Annotated in this window: 16 protein-coding genes; 2 read left to right on the top strand and 14 right to left on the bottom strand. The window is 53.2% G+C overall.

Features of this window, described 5'->3' with window-relative positions:
- Nucleotides 1-53: 53 nt before the first annotated feature.
- The gene (locus ABIE64_RS17845; RefSeq protein WP_354378148.1) at nt 54-1,031 is read left to right on the top strand and encodes a hypothetical protein; all 978 of its coding nucleotides are present in this window, start codon (nt 54-56) and stop codon (nt 1,029-1,031) included.
- Nucleotides 1,032-1,042: 11 nt separating this feature from the next.
- Here the strand turns inward: ABIE64_RS17845 and ABIE64_RS17840 are convergent, their stop codons facing one another.
- The 8 genes from ABIE64_RS17840 to mutM all read right to left on the bottom strand — a co-directional run bounded on the left by ABIE64_RS17840 (nt 1,043) and on the right by mutM (nt 11,837).
- Nucleotides 1,043-2,149, bottom strand: coding sequence for a Fic family protein (locus ABIE64_RS17840; RefSeq protein ID WP_354378146.1), 1,107 nt, complete (start codon nt 2,147-2,149; stop codon nt 1,043-1,045).
- Between the two features lie 362 nt (nt 2,150-2,511).
- The gene (gene gyrB, locus ABIE64_RS17835; protein ID WP_063092090.1) at nt 2,512-4,971 is read right to left on the bottom strand and encodes a DNA topoisomerase (ATP-hydrolyzing) subunit B; all 2,460 of its coding nucleotides are present in this window, start codon (nt 4,969-4,971) and stop codon (nt 2,512-2,514) included.
- A gap of 19 nt (nt 4,972-4,990) precedes the next feature.
- On the bottom strand, nt 4,991-6,151 hold the full coding sequence (recF, locus tag ABIE64_RS17830; protein ID WP_007088332.1) for a DNA replication/repair protein RecF: 1,161 nt from the start codon (nt 6,149-6,151) through the stop codon (nt 4,991-4,993).
- Between the two features lie 64 nt (nt 6,152-6,215).
- Nucleotides 6,216-7,334 carry a DNA polymerase III subunit beta gene (gene dnaN / locus ABIE64_RS17825; RefSeq protein WP_007088333.1) on the bottom strand — a complete coding sequence of 373 codons (1,119 nt, stop codon included), beginning with the start codon at nt 7,332-7,334 and terminating at the stop codon, nt 6,216-6,218.
- A gap of 309 nt (nt 7,335-7,643) precedes the next feature.
- Nucleotides 7,644-9,224: a chromosomal replication initiator protein DnaA gene (gene dnaA / locus ABIE64_RS17820; RefSeq protein WP_082822665.1), complete on the bottom strand. Its 1,581-nt coding sequence runs from the start codon at nt 9,222-9,224 to the stop codon at nt 7,644-7,646.
- A gap of 392 nt (nt 9,225-9,616) precedes the next feature.
- Entirely contained in the window at nt 9,617-9,877 is a 261-nt protein-coding gene (gene rpsT / locus ABIE64_RS17815) for a 30S ribosomal protein S20 (RefSeq protein WP_007088335.1), read from the bottom strand.
- Between the two features lie 176 nt (nt 9,878-10,053).
- Complete coding sequence (locus tag ABIE64_RS17810; protein WP_063092089.1) at nt 10,054-10,830, bottom strand: enoyl-CoA hydratase; 777 nt, start codon at nt 10,828-10,830, stop codon at nt 10,054-10,056.
- A 167-nt stretch (nt 10,831-10,997) separates the two neighbouring features.
- The gene (gene mutM, locus ABIE64_RS17805; protein ID WP_063092088.1) at nt 10,998-11,837 is read right to left on the bottom strand and encodes a bifunctional DNA-formamidopyrimidine glycosylase/DNA-(apurinic or apyrimidinic site) lyase; all 840 of its coding nucleotides are present in this window, start codon (nt 11,835-11,837) and stop codon (nt 10,998-11,000) included.
- Nucleotides 11,838-12,032: 195 nt separating this feature from the next.
- On the opposite strand from mutM, the gene ABIE64_RS17800 reads away from it, so the two are divergent.
- Complete coding sequence (locus tag ABIE64_RS17800; protein WP_063092087.1) at nt 12,033-12,836, top strand: TSUP family transporter; 804 nt, start codon at nt 12,033-12,035, stop codon at nt 12,834-12,836.
- An 80-nt stretch (nt 12,837-12,916) separates the two neighbouring features.
- Here the strand turns inward: ABIE64_RS17800 and ABIE64_RS17795 are convergent, their stop codons facing one another.
- The 6 genes from ABIE64_RS17795 to ABIE64_RS17770 form a co-directional block, all read right to left on the bottom strand.
- Nucleotides 12,917-14,125, bottom strand: coding sequence for an MFS transporter (locus ABIE64_RS17795; protein WP_063092142.1), 1,209 nt, complete (start codon nt 14,123-14,125; stop codon nt 12,917-12,919).
- 234 nt (nt 14,126-14,359) lie between these two features.
- Nucleotides 14,360-15,082, bottom strand: coding sequence for an orotidine-5'-phosphate decarboxylase (gene pyrF, locus ABIE64_RS17790; RefSeq protein ID WP_063092086.1), 723 nt, complete (start codon nt 15,080-15,082; stop codon nt 14,360-14,362).
- 134 nt (nt 15,083-15,216) lie between these two features.
- A complete protein-coding gene (locus ABIE64_RS17785; RefSeq protein WP_063092085.1) occupies nt 15,217-15,531 on the bottom strand; it encodes a LapA family protein in 315 nt (104 codons plus the stop codon).
- A gap of 189 nt (nt 15,532-15,720) precedes the next feature.
- A complete protein-coding gene (gene ihfB / locus ABIE64_RS17780; protein WP_007088342.1) occupies nt 15,721-15,996 on the bottom strand; it encodes an integration host factor subunit beta in 276 nt (91 codons plus the stop codon).
- A gap of 73 nt (nt 15,997-16,069) precedes the next feature.
- Nucleotides 16,070-16,993, bottom strand: coding sequence for a signal peptide peptidase SppA (gene sppA / locus ABIE64_RS17775; RefSeq protein ID WP_063092084.1), 924 nt, complete (start codon nt 16,991-16,993; stop codon nt 16,070-16,072).
- A gap of 36 nt (nt 16,994-17,029) precedes the next feature.
- Nucleotides 17,030-17,291, bottom strand: a 262-nt coding sequence (locus ABIE64_RS17770) for a hypothetical protein (RefSeq protein WP_354378145.1), incomplete at its 5' end; no start/stop codon positions are given.

Raw genomic sequence — 17,291 nt, 5'->3', positions numbered from 1 at the left:
TTTCTGCTATTGATGATTGAAAGAAACTTCCAAAACCGTGGAAAAGAATCAAAATGAGCACACAATCGTTCGATGAACTTCTTGCAAAACTCGATAATGCCCGGGATCGCAGACTTCCATGGACAGAGATCGCAATGCTCATTAATGCGATCGAGAAAACGCCAGCAGGTAAACAATACTCTGCAAATAAAGAACATTTCTGGGAAATGCTTGCTCAGAAAACGCGATACACACGCAACGCATTGCAACGCATGCGCTCAACACTCATCCGCGGAAATGCCATCGCAGATCGCGAAAAAATGAAACTGCAAGAAATTCTCGGACAGCGCGCACTCGAACCAAATGCCCTGTTTGACGTACTGGGTCACTTTCACACTGCAGAATTGTTCGCACGTATTCACAGCGCAGATCCAGACGCTGCACTCGATCTCTTGGCTGAGATGCGAGACAAAAAGGTCCCGGTTGTGCGCATCAAGGAAATCCTCAGTGAAGTAACGAACCGCAAATACTCTTCATCAGCCGCTCCAACGTTCCTGATGCCCAAAGACGCCCTTCACAGAAAAGACGCGCTTGCTCTGATCGATGAGCACAAGTCGCTTCTTTATGGAGGTGACGATGTCAGTATCTATTTTAAAAGATACAACTTCGAATTCGTCAGCATTGACGCTGTTGGCATTCGCTGTGGCGAGGATGGCGCCTTACAGCTGGTTGACGGCTTCATGTTCATGACCGGCTCCCCAGGAAACAACAAACTCGCTTTCCAGAACCTGCTATCAGATATCGATTATCGCTCGAGCTTTTTCCGGCACGTATGGCTTTGTAGAAACAGCTCGTTCCGTTGGCCATCAGAAGAAATTAATTTTGCGATTGATGCTCTGGACATTCATCAAGTCGGGATAATCGAATTTGATGAAACGGGCAGCGAAATGAAGATTGTTCGTCGCCCAAAAGGAGACACCCGACCCTCTCGCTATTCTCTTACCCTTCGCGAAATCATGCGTCAGGGCATACCAGATTTTGGCATGGTCTAATGCCTGATCAATTATTTGCCTGACAAACGGTATTTCGTTGAACGACCGCGCCCTTCGCAAACGCATAGATAGCCCTTGTCGACCAAGTCAGTAAGGTGGCGCGTCGCTGTCGCCTTACTAACGCTATTAATCGCAGCATATTGTGATGCGCTTATGACATTTTGATCCGCATCATCATGCAGCAGCACAAGAATTCTTACTTGTTGTGTCAAAAGTCGATTTTCTGGCTGCATTGTCGCGAGGCTATTCGCTTCAACACTCCAGTTTAATCTCGTTATCGCCCCGTCGAGTGCATTTTCCAGCGTTTTGAAGAACCAAACCATCCATTCGGTTATGTCCAAACCGGAAGACTGAGTTCGCTCCAACACTCGGTAATAGTTCTCACGGTCGGCTAAAATGTAAGGCGCCATTGGGTACAAGACAGCGTTTTTGTCTGACTGAAACAGTGCAAAATCAGCAATCGCGCGTGCACTCCTGCCATTGCCATCTTCGAACGGATGCACGGTCACGAACCACAGGTGCGCCAAAGCAGCTCGCGAGATCGGGTCTATTTCTATGTTTTCCCGACTGTAAGCAAACCAATTAAGGAATGCTTCCATCTCGATTGCGACGCGTGATGCGTCAGGGGCTTCGAAATGAATTTTCCGATCGCCGATTCCGCTGGAAACCACCTTGATATCTTCGGTTCGCCATCTTGCAGGCTGCCCGATTTGAGCCGGTGAGTATGTCCTCTCGAACATACAGAACTGCCACACCCCTAATCGATGCTGAGTAAGGCCTTCAGACGGCTTGTCAAAAACGTTTGATATCAAAGCAGCAGCATTTCCCTCCAGTAGCCCGACACTCTTGGCCTTATCATAAGAGGAAGGTTGGCCAAACCCGCGCTCGATTTCATCGGATACATCAGTTGCGTTTAGGTACTCGCCCTCAATTGCAAAAGAAGCAACAATGTTCTCAGTAAGTGCTTTGGTGATTAAGGCTCGTCTGCCGTTCAGCGAGTTGACCAATCCGGCCACGTATCCCTGTTTATGATAAACAGAAGGTAAGAAGACTTGGGTCTGCTGCCTATCCCAAGTGAAGTTGGGCCAGTCACTGTGCTGCCAGTTCCATTTGCCCATCACAATACCCCCTCGTGAGCCGATTAATCACCATATTCGGCTCACATTATGACGTGAATAAATTTCACGGAAGAGGTAAAACCTACAACAACTCGCGATTTTGGTAAAAAATAACCCCCCAAGAGGCGCATCACTGAGCTCCTAAGAACTGCAGGCTAAGCGTGGGGGGGGGGTGTTGTTGGGACGATTTTAACTTAACTAGGCGCCCAGATGCAACAAATCTCACCGGTTAAATACGAGCAGAGCGAATTCATAGCATTCACTTGAACTTGCTCTGCTCGTTCTAATTTTATGTGTCACAGATTCTAGATTTATGCGTCGCGTTTCCAGTTTTATGAGTCAATTCACAACTTCCGAACCGATCAAACGTCGAGATTGGCAACCTTCAGCGCGTTCGACTGGATGAAATCACGACGCGGTTCAACGACGTCACCCATCAGGGTCGAGAAGACTTCCTCAGCCTCATCTGCATGATCAACACGGACCTGAAGAAGCGAGCGGACATTCGGATCAAGGGTGGTTTCCCAAAGCTGATCGGGGTTCATTTCGCCCAGACCTTTATAGCGCTGGATCGAAATTCCGCGACGACCATATTCCATTACCGCGTTGACCAGATCGACCGGACCATTGATTTTCCAGATCTTGTCCTTGGCACCGAATTCAGCACCACTTTCGAACAATTCGCGAAGTTCAACGAGCAACCCGGCAATCGCACGGCTTTCGGCTGAACGCAGGATATTGCCATCAATGACGTGACGTTCTTCGACACCGCGCAGCATACGCCACATGACGATTTCATCCTGGGATGCCTCGCCCTTCCATCCGCGATCAAAATCTTCGGACAGAAGATCAAGACGACCAGCAAGCGTATTCGCTGCTTCCTGACGTTTGGCATCATCGTCAAGCAATGCCGGGTTCAGGGCACCCGCCAGTACGGCCTGTTCGAGAATCGAAATCGGCAATTTCAGCGAAAGCGGCTCCAGCAGTCCCTTGGCCTTGCGCGCCAGTTCCACAATCCGCACCAGATCCGAACCAGCAACCTGCACGCCGCCATTGAGCGTCAGCAACGCATCTTCGGTCCCTTGTGCGGTCAGGTACTGTTCCATCTCGCGGTCATCTTTGAGGTACTGGACCGAGTTACCTCGCTTGGCGCGATAAAGCGGTGGTTGTGCGATATAGAGATATCCCCGTTCAACCAGTTCAGGCATCTGACGATAGAAGAAGGTCAGAAGCAGGGTTCGGATATGCGCACCATCGACGTCGGCGTCAGTCATGATGATGATTTTGTGGTAGCGCGTTTTTTCAATATTGAAATCATCGCGGCCAATCCCGGTGCCAAGGGCGGTAATCAGCGTACCGATTTCCTGACTTGAAAGCATTTTATCGAAACGCGCGCGCTCAACGTTCAGGATTTTACCACGCAATGGCAGGATTGCCTGGAAGCCACGTTCACGGCCCTGTTTGGCCGATCCACCTGCGGAATCACCCTCCACGATGAACAGTTCGGCTTTGGACGCATCGCGTTCCTGACAATCGGCAAGCTTGCCCGGCAGGGATGAGATATCAAGCGCACCTTTACGACGGGTCAGTTCACGTGCCTTGCGCGCCGCTTCGCGGGCCGACGCGGCCTCGACCACCTTGGTGACGATTTTGCGTGCATCCTGCGGATGTTCTTCCAGCCACTGCTGAAGCCTGTCGTTCACGATGTTTTCGACAACCGGACGAACTTCGGACGAAACCAGCTTATCCTTGGTCTGGGATGAGAATTTCGGATCCGGTACCTTGACCGAAATCACACAGGTCAGGCCTTCCCGGGCATCATCCCCCGAAAGACTGACCTTTTCCTTTTTCACAATCCCGCTTTCCTGTGCATAGGAGTTGATCTGACGGGTCAGAGCCGCACGGAAACCGGCCATGTGGGTTCCGCCATCACGCTGCGGAATGTTGTTGGTAAAGCACAGCGTGGTTTCGTGATAGCTGTCGTTCCACTGCAGGGAAACTTCAACGGTAATACCGTCTTTTTCACCCACAATGGCGATTGGCTCCTCGATCTGCGGTGCCTTGTTACGATCGAGATATTCGACAAAAGCACGAATGCCACCTTCGTAATGCAGCTTGGTTTCAACCGGTTCGCCATGGCGTTCATCACGCAGCGTCAGGATCACGCCAGAGTTCAGGAAAGCCAGTTCGCGCAGACGATGTTCAAGCGTCGGCAGGTTGAACTCGGTCATCGTGAAGATTTCGGCATCGGGATAGAAGGTAACTTCGGTCCCGGTCAGCGGCTTGCCCTCTGCCGTCATCGGCGCATCACCAACAATTTCCAGCGGCTTGATCGCATCGCCACCGGAGAATTCCATGTAATGCTCCTTGCCATTACGCCAGATGCGCAGTTTCAGCAAAGTCGACAGGGCGTTCACAACCGACACACCCACGCCATGCAGACCGCCAGAAACCTTATAGGAGTTCTGGTCAAACTTACCACCGGCATGCAGCTGGGTCATGATGACCTCGGCTGCAGAAACGCCTTCTTCCTTGTGCAGATCGGTCGGGATGCCACGGCCGTTATCGCGGATCGTTGCCGACCCATCACCGTTTAGCTGCACCCAGACAGTATCGCAATACCCGCCGAGTGCCTCGTCAATCGCGTTATCGACAACTTCGTAGATCATGTGGTGCAAGCCACTGCCGTCATCGGTATCGCCGATATACATGCCCGGGCGTTTCCGCACCGCTTCAAGGCCCTTAAGAACCTTGATCGATTCTGCACCGTAATCCTGCGCCTGCTGTTCGGCGGTTTTCGGAGCTTCTGTTTCGTTGGTCATAGCGTCACAACCTCGGCATTCACGGAGTGGTTTCAGCGGTCAGTGTGGCATCTTCCACGCGGAAGAATTGCGCACGTCCGTCCAAACCTTCAAACAGCGCCCGGTCCGTGCCTGTCATCCAGGCCTGGACGCCAAGCGCCACGATTTCATCAAACAGGTAGCGGCGACGCTCTGCATCCAGATGCGCCACAACCTCGTCAAGCAACAGCAACGGACCAGCTCCGCGTGCTTTGCTCTGCAAGCGGGTATTGGCCATAATCATCGATAGCAGTAGGGCCTTTTGTTCGCCCGTCGAACACTGATCTGCCGACTGGTTCTTGGCATCATGCCACACCAGCAAATCACTGCGTTGTGGTCCGACGGAAGCCCCGCCATAGGTAGCATCGCGTGACCGTCCATCGCGCAATGCCGCCCGCATCCTGTCTTCAACCTCAATCGCTGGCAACTGCTCCAGCCAGTTTTCAAGATCCCCTGCAAGTGCAAGTCTTGCCGCCGGAAAAGGCCCAACAACCATAGTCCCGGCCCGGCCAAGCTTTGCCAGCAATTCAGCGCGCGCAACCGCAACGGCAATACCATGACGCACCATCGAATCCTCGATCGAGGCCAGCCACCTGTCGTCACCTTTGCCTTCTTTCAAAAGCTTGGCACGACTGCGCAAACTATGTTCATACGCGGCGACCCGGCTGCTATGTTCGGGATCAAGGCCATAAACCAGACGATCCAGAAAACGGCGACGCGCCGATGGGCCGTCCAGAAACAGACGATCCATTTGCGGTGTCAGCCAGACCGCGGCACAAACCCGGCCCAGTGATGCCTGCCCACGCTGGCTTTCACCATCAATACGCACGGCGCGTTTTTCGCGCCCCTGCGCAAGAGCCGCAGGATCAAGGCCTGATCCAACCTGATATTCACCATCCGGTGTGGTCAGGTGCGCTGAAACGGCCCAGGCCCTTACGCTACCCTCGTCTTCGCCCGGCACCCTGCGCGATATCTCGCCCAGCTTGGCTCGCCTTAACCCGCTTCCCGGCGAAAGAAGCGATAACGCTTCAAGCAGATTGGTTTTCCCGGCCCCGTTCGGACCGGTCAAAACCACCGGAGCCCCGTCAAGCGACAGGCGCAGACTTTCGTAACACCGAAAGTCACCAAGCTGTATACGGGAAACTGCAAGACGGTTCGTCATCGACGTACCGTCTTGGTGTGGAAGATTATGGGCAAGAACAGCCACAGCAAAAGTGCGCTAACCGTCAGACGCGCATCGGCATCAGAACATACAATGCCGACAGATCATCGGTATCGCGCAGAATGGTCGGCGATGATCCGTCCGACATCAGAAGGTTCAGGGTGTCACCCTTCACCTGCTTGGCGATATCGAGCAAATAACGCGAGTTGAAACCGATTTCGATGTCATCAGCATCATAATTGATTTCGAGTTCCTCGGATGCGGTTCCGTGTTCCGGGCTCGACGCAGAAAGGGTCAGGGTATTACCCGACATGACGACTTTGACCGCACGCGATTTTTCGATCGAAATGGCGGAAACGCGGTCAACAGCGTCTGCAAATGCCTTGCATTCGATATCAAGGGTCTTGTCATTGCCAGACGGAATGACTCGCTCGTAATCCGGGAACGTACCATCGATCAGTTTGGAGGTCAGAACCGCCTTTCCGAAACCAAAGCGAATTTTGGTATCGGACAATGCGATATCGACCGCTTCGCCGGTTTCCTCGATCAGCTTGCGCAATTCGCCAACGGTTTTGCGCGGCACAATGACGCCCGGCATGTTTTCCGCCCCATCGGGAAGCGGTGCTTCGACCCGCGCCAGACGATGGCCATCGGTTGCAACCGCACGCAGGATCTTGGTTCCTTCGGCGTCTGTCGCATGAAAATAGATACCGTTCAGGTAATAACGGGTTTCTTCGGTCGAAATCGCAAATTCGGCACGATCAATCAGACCGCGAAGTTCCGCCGCGGCAAGGCCGAAGCTGACCGGAAGCTCGCCACCAGACATGACCGGGAAGTCATCAACCGGAAGAACCGCCAGATTGAATTTCGAACGACCCGCCGACAGGGTAAGACGCCCTGCACCTGGCTCAAGCGCGATTTGCACCTGCGAGCCTTCCGGCAACTTGCGGACAATCTCGTAAAGGGTATGGGCGGGGGTTGTGGTTGCACCGGCTTCACTGACTTCTGCAGTGGTGGTTTCAATCACCTCAAGATCCATGTCCGTTGCCGTCAGAGAAAGCTGGTCATTCTCCGCCCGCAGCAAAATATTGGACAGAATCGGAATGGTATTGCGCCGTTCGACCACACTTTGAACATGGGTCAAAGATTTCAACAGAGCCGCGCGTTCAATGGTCAGCTTCATGCCCGTCCTATCCGTCTGTCAGTATTGGTTTAACAAATTGATTTATAATCGGTTTTGTCGCTTTTGCTCCACCCTTTCGGGCAAGGCAGACGCATTATAACATGCATGCTGGGAAATCGAAGGATTTTTAAGGCTTAAACCCAAGCAAACAAAACGAGTCGTTGTATATTTTTCCACCCAATGCACGCAAAAGGCGGAACCCCGCGCGATGCCTGATTTTCAGCCCGTCGATTACCGTAAATATCCGACTGGAATCAGAACGGGCCACCGTCCCTGGACCGTGACCCGTAGCGTATTTTCAAACTGCGATCAGCCTTCAAGCATACGACGCAACAGGTCGATGTCTTCCGACAGCGACGGATCACTCACGTGCAACTCTTCGATCTTGCGAACTGCATGCATGACGGTCGTATGGTCACGACCGCCAAATTTACGACCGATTTCCGGTAGGGAATGCGTCGTCAATTGTTTGGACAGATACATCGCAACCTGACGCGGACGGGCAACTGCCCGGGCGCGACGGGCGGAATGCATGTCCGACACCTTGATGTTGAAATGCTCGGCAACTTTTTTCTGAATTTCTTCAATCGAAACCCGGCGTTCGGATGCGCGCAGGACATCGTGCAGCACGTCCTGAACCATCTCGAGACTGATTTCACGACCGACCAGCTGCGCATGGGCGATCACGCGGTTAAGCGCACCTTCAAGCTCGCGCACGTTCGCGGTGATCTTGTGAGCCAGAAACTCCATCACACGCTGTGGCAGCTCTATGTTCTGACGCTCTGCCTTCGATTCGAGAATACCCAGACGCAGTTCATAGGTCGTAGCATGAATATCGGCAACAAGGCCCGAGCCAAGACGCGAACGCAGGCGTTCTTCGATATCTTCCAGATCGGATGGCGACTTGTCAGCAGACACAATGATCTGACGCCCCTGATCCACCAGCGCATTGAAAGTGTGGAAGAATTCTTCCTGGGTCGAGTCCTTGCCCGAAATGAACTGAACGTCATCAACCATCAGAACATCGACGGACCGGAACTGATCCTTGAAATCGACGGTGTTCTTGTCACGCAGGGCCCGGATGAAGCGGTACATGAATTTTTCAGCAGACAGGTAAATCACCGTGCGGTGCGGCTGCGTGCGGCGAATATGCCATGCAATCGCGTGCATCAGGTGGGTTTTACCAAGACCGACACCGCCATAAAGGAACAGCGGGTTGAATGGCACCGATTCGGCCTCTGCCAAACGGCGTGCTGCCGCATAGGCGAATTCGTTCGGCTTTCCGATCACGAAATTGTCGAAAGTATATCGGGGATCAAGAGCCGCCGATATGCCGTCGTCGGACATGGTGCCAATTGCCTTGCGACCACCCGACACCAGCCCTTTTGCATTGCCCGCATAGGACAGGCCGGAACCTTCGGCACCAGTCACCTCGTTCGCAGCCTTATCCAGTCGCGCGACATCGTCAGAGATGCGTCCGCGTGCACTGCTATTGGCAGACTGGGCCGCTGAATTAGAAGTTGCGGAAGAAGATGCGTTTTTTTGGCCGTTTCCATTTGCCGGTTGGACAACAACGATCTCGACAAAATGGATATTCTCGTCCTCGGAATGCCAGAAGGACTGAATACGATCCAGATAGTGCTGGGTTACCCAGTCACGCATCGCACGCGTTGGCGCACCAAGACGTGCGACCCCCGCTTCGACGGCGATCAATGCGACGGGATCAAGCCAATAGCGATAAGCAGTCGCGCCAAACTCCGAACGAAGCTTTTCGCGGACAACCTGCCATGTCGCTTTCGCGTGATCGTCTAGTGCCGCCTGCTGGTCACCCGGAATCCCCCCGTTGGACTCCCCGAGTGCCGATTGCGTTCCCCTAACGGCGTGCTGCACTGTTAGAACCTTTCCCCGCTTAATCAATCTTCACTACCAAACAAAACGCGAAAGACAAAAAAGTACTCGCCCGCGTTGATCACGATCATGATCAACACGCCTGTCTTCCACCAAGTCTTGGAAGCGTACTCGCGCCTTTTGTTTTTTGGTTCTTCGTCTTTCGCCGCGTTGCGCGGCCAGCGAAGTCAAAACACTGTACTGATGCGATCCACATCAGGCAAGGCGATCTTTAACAGAACGTTAAAAGGATTTCGGCACCAAAACAGTCCTTTGTTTGTGCGGTTTTTTGCGATGCCGCAACCAAGGAACAAAAGGTGATTCGACGAAATCCGGGCAGCGAAAAGGCCATGCTACAAGCACGGCCTTCGACTCGCCATCCCGTAAGGGATAAATTAGAGCGCTTTGACGCGAGCGGTCAGACGCGAGACCTTGCGAGCGACGGTGTTCTTATGCAGAACGCCGAGCTGCGCGCCACGCGCCATTTCCGGCTCTGCAATTTTCAGCGCAGCCAGAGCAGCATCTTTGTCGCCAACGTTCAGCGCAGCCTCGACCTTCTTAACGAAGGTACGAATGCGACCGATGCGTGCACCATTAACTTCTGCACGTGCGGCGTTGCGGCGAATGCGCTTCTTGGCCGATTTATGGTGAGCCATTGCGAACCTGTCTCTTAAAACAAATGTTACGTAATTCGGAGCGCGGCTTATAGCTCCGTCGGAAACCCTCGTCAACCCCCGATACCTTCAATCCCGGTGAATTTCCGCGGTTTACGACTCTTGACTGCTACAGGGCAGCAATACATCGCCGGTACCGGGGCAATAAGCCATCAGATTCAACGATGCTTGAAGTCCGGTTTTCTCTTTTCAGAAAAGGCTTTCATGCCTTCTGCACGGTCATCAAGGGCAAAGGTCGAATGGAATTCGCGACGTTCAAACATCAGCCCTTCCGTCAGGGTCATTTCATAGGACTTGCTGACACTTTCTTTGACCTTCATCGAAACAGGGCCAGAGAAAGAAGCGATTTTATCGGCCAGTTTCATGGCTTCTTCCAAAAGCGAGTCGGCCGGGACGACTCGCGCAACGAGTCCCGAACGTTCAGCTTCCTCTGCATCCATCATCCGACCGGTAAGACACATTTCCATTGCCTTGGATTTGCCAATGGCGCGAGTAAGGCGTTGTGTCCCGCCCGCACCGGGGATGGTTCCGATGGTGATTTCGGGCTGGCCAAACTTTGCGGTGTCAGCCGCAAGAATGATGTCGCACATCATCGCAAGCTCACAACCGCCGCCAAGCGCAAAGCCCGCTACGGCGGCAATAACCGGCTTGCGGCAGCTTGCCACCCGCGTCCAGCCCTTGGTGATGAAGTCGTTCTTATAAACATCCATGTAATCGTAATCGGCCATTTCCTTGATGTCGGCCCCGGCGGCAAAGGCCCGTTCCGATCCGGTAATGACGATGGCGCGAATGTTTTCATCATTTTCGAACTGATCAAACGCTTCACCGATATCGGTAATCAATGCCGCACAAAGTGCGTTCAGCGCCTGCGGGCGGTTAAGGGTAATCAGACCGACATTACCCTTAACCTCGGCAATGATGTTCTCGTAAGACATTCTGCTAATCCTTTGTCGGAGAATCGCGCCCACATTCAAAAGCAGGCCGATTCGGTCGAAACCATATTTTGATACTGTTTTACCGATTTTATTTACTGGCCGCAACCAAACCGGCAGGATCAAATGATAACCAGGTCGGTTTCCCGGTTCATATGCGGGTCAGGGATTTATTTCTGACATGTCGGGCAGAAGAAGGTTGATCGCCCTGCCTGTACGATTCGCCCGACGGTGCTGCCGCAACCATCGGCAAAGCAACCCTCACCCTCTCGGCCATAGACGCGGAAGCTGTGCTGAAAATAGCCAAGCTCGCCATTGGCCTGACGATGATCTTTCAGGCTCGATCCTCCGGCGGCAATCGCGTCCTCAAGAACCAACCGGATTTCCCGATAAAGACGTTCAATCTCGTCCGGTTTCAAATCCTTGGCCAAACGGTCCGGCGCGATGCCCGATCTGAACAATGCTTCGCATACATATATATTACCAAGTCCCGCAACCAATCGCTGATCAAGCAGCACCGTTTTGATCGGACTTGCGCGTTTGGCTATTCCCGCCGCCAGAACGGTCGCATTGAAACTGTTGCCCAATGGTTCCGGCCCAATATCGGCAAGCATCTTGTGGGTGTTAACCTCGTCCGCAGCAATCAGGGTGATGACACCGAACCGCCGCGGATCGGTAAACCGGACAACCGCGCCACTCTGCATGACAAAATCGACGTGATCGTGCTTTGCAGGGGCTGGAACCCGCACCAAGGGATCATCAAAAATCGTCATCCGGCCCGACATTCCAAGATGGACCAACAGAACCTGCCCGTCATCCAGATAGCCCAGGATATATTTTGCCCGACGGGTCAGCTGATTGATCCGGCGCCCCGCCATGCGCCCCACAAAATTTTCCGGAAATGGAAAACGCAGGTTTGGACGGCGTTGCACAACGTGATCAACCACGAAACCTTCCATCACCGGCGTCAGACCGCGTGTCACCGTTTCGACTTCAGGCAATTCAGGCATTGGAAAACTCGCAAAATGAATGGGTCAAACATATCTAGAACCCGGCCCGGTGATTGGCAAGCCAGCACACCAAACAACATTGTCGCCATTACAAAGTAACAATGGACGATAACCGCCAAGTACATATGATTGCGCCGTTTATTGCCACCCGGCCCGTCTGCCCCACCTTACGTGCCATCCACAGGATTTCAGTCAATGGAATTTGGCGTTGATCTTTTACTGATACTTTTTGCTGTCGCAGCCTTCGCCGGCATGGTTGATTCAATAGCCGGCGGCGGCGGATTGATTACCATCCCGGCCCTGCTCTGGGCGGGCATTACCCCGGCACAGGCTTTGGCAACCAACAAGCTGCAGGGCAGCTTTGGCAGCCTGACATCTTCAATCAACTTTATCCGTAAGGGTTATGTTGATCCGCGCGATATGGTACTGGCGATTGTCCTGACATTTGCCGGATCAGCACTTGGCACCGTGCTGGTACAGATGCTTGATGCCAGCATCCTGCTTAAAATCCTTCCGGCCCTGTTGATCCTGATTGCGCTTTATTTCCTTTTCTCGCCGCGCGTTGGTGACATTGACGCCCATCAGATCATCAGCAAGTCCGTATTTGCCTTTACGGCTGGATTTGGCATCGGCTTTTACGACGGCTTTTTCGGACCGGGTACCGGGTCATTCTTTTCCATCGCTTTTGTCGCCTTGCTTGGCTTCAACATGACAAAGGCAACTGCTCATACCAAGGTTCTGAACTTCACATCAAATTTTGCGTCACTGGTCATGTTCATTGCCGGTGGCGAAGTCGTCTGGATCATCGGAGCGGTTATGGCCGTCGGCTCTTTGATCGGCGCCCAGATCGGATCGCATATGGTGATGAAGGTCGGTGCACGGCTCGTACGCCCGCTTCTGGTTGTCACCTCTATCGCGATTTCGATCAAACTGATCATCGACCAGTACGGCAGCACCATCAGCCAGTATTGGGATCAGATGCAGGTTTGGACCGGATAAGGTTCTACATAGCTTATTTACAACACGACAAAGCCCGCCGAATGGTTTCCGGCGGGCTTTGTATTTGGTTCCGAAATCCGTCAGGCGCTGGCTGCGGTTTCGATAAAGGCCTCGTCCCGGCGATCAATCAGGTGGCTCCAGACTGCAAACACTAAGGCAATCACCGCAATCCCGGCACCAAGCCATGGGATATCCTGATAGGAAACGCCCTGTGTAATCGCGATACCGCCAAACCAGGCACCAGAAGCATTACCAAGATTGAAGGCCCCCTGATTAAGGGTCGATGCAAGATTGGGTGCCTCCGTGGCTTCGTTAACCACCCGCATCTGAAGCGGCGAAACCAGTGCAAAGGAAACCACCCCCCAGACAAAAACCGTTACCACAGCAGGGATCACATTGGTGATGGTTTCAGCAAATACGGCAAGTATCGCAATCAGGAGAACAAACGTCGCAATGATCGCGGGCATCAGGCGCCAATCCCCCAGACGGCCACCGATATAGTTGCCTATCGTCAAACCGGCACCGAACAGCAACAGAACATAGGTCACCTGCCGTGCCGAAATGCCGGTGATGTTCTGCAACATCGGGGTGATATAGGTAAACACGCTGAACATGCTGGCAGAAGCCAGAACACTGATCGCCATGGCAAAGATAACCTGGGTTTTCGCCAGAGCCCGGGCTTCGGCAATCAAGCTACCGCCCGATGCGGCGATTTTACGCGGCAAACAGAAATAAAGTGCCACAGCCGCAAAAACCCCGATCCCGACAACCGCCCAGAAAGTCGAACGCCAACCAAGTTCCTGACCAAGTGCCGTGCCAAACGGGACACCAAGAACATTCGCCAATGTCAGACCGGAAAACATCAAGGCAATGGCCTGTACCCGTTTATGTGGCGCAACAAGATTTGCCGCAACAACAGCCCCCAGACCAAAGAATGCCCCATGGCAGAATGCGGTCACAACACGGGCCGCCATCAAAAGCCAGTAGTCCGGTGCCATCGCACACAGGAAATTGCCGAAAATGAAAATTGCCATCAGCATCAGCAAGGCATGACGACGATCCATTTTTGACGTCGCAATCGCCAGAAACGGCGCGCCAAACGTAACACCCAACGCATAACCGGTAACCAGCAACCCGGCATCGGGAATACTTACACCAAGATCTGTCGCCACATCCGGCAACAATCCCATGATAACAAATTCGGTCGTGCCGATCCCGAAGGATGCGAGCGCAAGAGCAAGGATCGGAAGGTTTCCAAAGAAACCATTACGGGCAGCAGCAGTTATCATGATCAGGATGTCCAGGGGTGCATCGCACCAATGCGGGATAATGTCGGGCGACAAGTTTCGGACGTGTTTGCGAAGCGCTTTAATCAGCCGAAAGCTTGAAAAGATTCAATTCTGCGTGCAGCGCACAAATTCCACCATCGCGAAATTGGCATAAAAACTATGCGGTTACGTCACAACTGAAACAGGCCCGGTTGAACACCGGACCTGCGTGAATTACAAAATGGATAAATCGGATCAGGAGAGTTCTGCAACAATGCGTTTTGCGGCCACAACCGGGTCATCAGCTTTGGTAATCGGTCTACCAATCACCATCACATCCGTTCCCATCGCCATGGCATCGTGCGGCGTGACAATGCGTTTCTGATCATCTGTACTTGCCCAGGTTGGCCGAATGCCCGGTGTGATCAATTTGAAATCAGGTCCACATGCCGCACGTGCCGCTGTAATTTCCTGTGCGGAACAAACAACCCCGTCCAGACCGGCCTTCTGGGTCAATTCGGCAAGTTTGACAACACGATCACTGATCGGTCCCCTCAGACCAACATCATCGAGGTCAGCCTGATCCAGACTGGTCAGGATCGTTACCGCGATAACCCACGGCGCGTTAACACCTGCTTTGTCGGCGGCTTCACGTGCGGCTTCACCAGCACGTTTCATCATCTCAAGGCCGCCCGTGGCATGAACATTCACGATCCTGAGGCCAAGCGGCGTTACCGCACGCACGGCACCAGCAACGGTATTGGGAATGTCGTGATATTTGACATCCAGAAAAATCGGCAGCCCGGCTTTTGCGACTTCACGCACGCCCTGCGGGCCGTGGGCCGCAAAGAATTCCTTGCCAAGCTTCGCCCCACCAATCACTCCGCACAAACGAGAAGCCAGATCAACTGCATGTGCAAGATCAGTGGTGTCGATGGCGCAAAAAATACGGTCTTGGGGGGCTATAGCTTGGGTCATGGGTCCTCCGGCGGGCTGGAATTTCATGATTGGCCCACGAAGTTGCGGCGGACCGGGCATGACTTAGCCGATTTTAACCGAAATACCAACCCGAAATAGGCACAATATTGGCCCGCGCGTCGCAGTCTTTCCTGTCAGGACGCTTTCTGCTGGCTGATCACCTTGTTGTCATTTGGCGTGTCGTTGCCGGTTTCTTCCGGGCGCAATCGACGCAATTCTGTATCCATGCGCTTGACCGCACGACGATGCTTGCCATGCACCAGCCATTCATATGTCAAGCCGATACCAAGCCCGATCAACAGTGCAACCATGATCGGCAGGAAAAGCGGCATATCGACTTCATAGGGTAACGGCCACAACGACAATGTCACCAACGCCCGGTTCGACACGGCAAAAATCGCAATCAGGATCGCAAGCGGAATGGAAATGATCCAATAGAGAATGCGCATTTTAACTCCTGGTGCCGACGGGCAAAAAGGCATGGTGTCATAGCCCACACATCAGACAAGCCAAAGCATGGACCCGATATGGTCAAACGGAAATATTTTCAAATGACTTTACAGCCACCGTGAAAACCCGGCAGGCTTGGTTTAACGCAGTTCGCATACGAACAGCAAGCCGCTCAAAACGGTAAACTGTCAGTTAAGACGCTCGCGCAGCTGCTTCCCGGTTTTGAAATAAGGAACCTTTTTCTCGCCCACAGGCACAGCCTCACCGGTACGCGGATTGCGTCCGACCCGGGAATCACGCTGTTTCACGGAAAATGCGCCGAAGCCGCGCAGCTCAACCCGATCCCCGCGTGCCAGAGCCTCGGTAATTTCGTCAAAGATCGTCGCCACGATCCGTTCCACATCGCGCTGATACAGATGCGGGTTCATCTCGGCCAGCCGGGCGATCAGTTCTGATTTTGTCATATTCAGGCCCCATCCTGTTCGTTCTGACAGATATCCAATCAACCAAAGGTTAGATTACGTCACGTCGGCGCTTTCACTCAGGTTGCCAGACAGTCAGCAACCCGTCAAGTTTAAGCCCCTCAGATGACAGCATTTTTCCGATATTTCCCTCGAATAACACCGTCATGAGGGAGTCATCCGGATAATCGATTTCAAGCGGCACAACTGCCACATCGGGTGCAACACCCTTTTCATCCTGCAGCCAACGCAAAGCTTCGCGTCGACCACCAATTTCGTCGATCAGACCGTTCGCAACGGCCTGCTGACCGGTATAAACCCGACCATCGGCCAATTTCCGTACGGTATCGGTATCCATGCCGCGTCGTTCAGCGACCATGTCGACAAACACGCCAAACATGTCTGAAATCAGGCTTTCCATAGCCGTTCGCGCGGCATCGTCCGTCGGTTCAAACGGGTTTGGCACGGCTTTCAGGGGGCCGCTTTTAACCGTTAGCGGCTCGACACCAAGCTTTTCCAGCGTGCCGTTGAAATTCATCGACTGGAAAATCACACCAATCGATCCCGTCACCGTCCCGCGATGGGCGACAATATGATCGGCGGCAATGGCGGCCATATAACCACCCGATGCGGCCACGGTTCCCATTTCAGCAACGATCGGTCGGGTTTCACCAATCCGGCGCAGGCTTTCAAACAGCGCCTCGCCACCGACCATGGTGCCACCGGGGCTGTTGATATGGACAATTACACCTGCGACATCGCTGTCTTCTTCAATCTCCTCCAGCGCATCCAGAAGATAGGGATCTTCTGTAATCACCCCTTCGATGTTCACCTCGACAATGCGCGGACCAATATTGCCCCATACGGCGTCACTTGCGCCGCTGCGTGCAAAGGCGATCACGATGGCAATGATGACGGCAACGACCGCCAGGACCCGCCAGCGGAAAATCGATTTTTTCAAACGTCGACGATCAAGAAGGATATCGGCATCAAGTGCCATTTAATGTGCCCCGGTATTCAGTATGAACTAACAGCTTCAAAAACCTGCCTTTTCAAATGGTTTTTCTTCATTCGCTTGGCAAGGACAAAAACTGTTTGAAACCAAAATTCTCGCTAAAAAATGACACGGCGACGGCAAAGTCGCGTCCAAACGGGGAATTTTGAACAAAATTGATAAAAAAACGGGCCGTGCAATGCACGACCCGTCAGACCGCTGACAAACCCCGTCATATTTTGGCGGGGTTTTTCTTTTAGAGGTGTTTGAAAGCTGGCTTGAGTGTGCCGAGGGGATTATGCCT

The sequence above is a fragment of the Thalassospira sp. MBR-102 genome (genome assembly GCF_040549275.1).
GTDB classification, from domain to species: Bacteria; Pseudomonadota; Alphaproteobacteria; order Rhodospirillales; family Thalassospiraceae; genus Thalassospira; species Thalassospira xiamenensis.
Note: the sequence above shows the minus strand (reverse complement) of the source record. Positions and strands in the feature narration are given on the sequence as shown.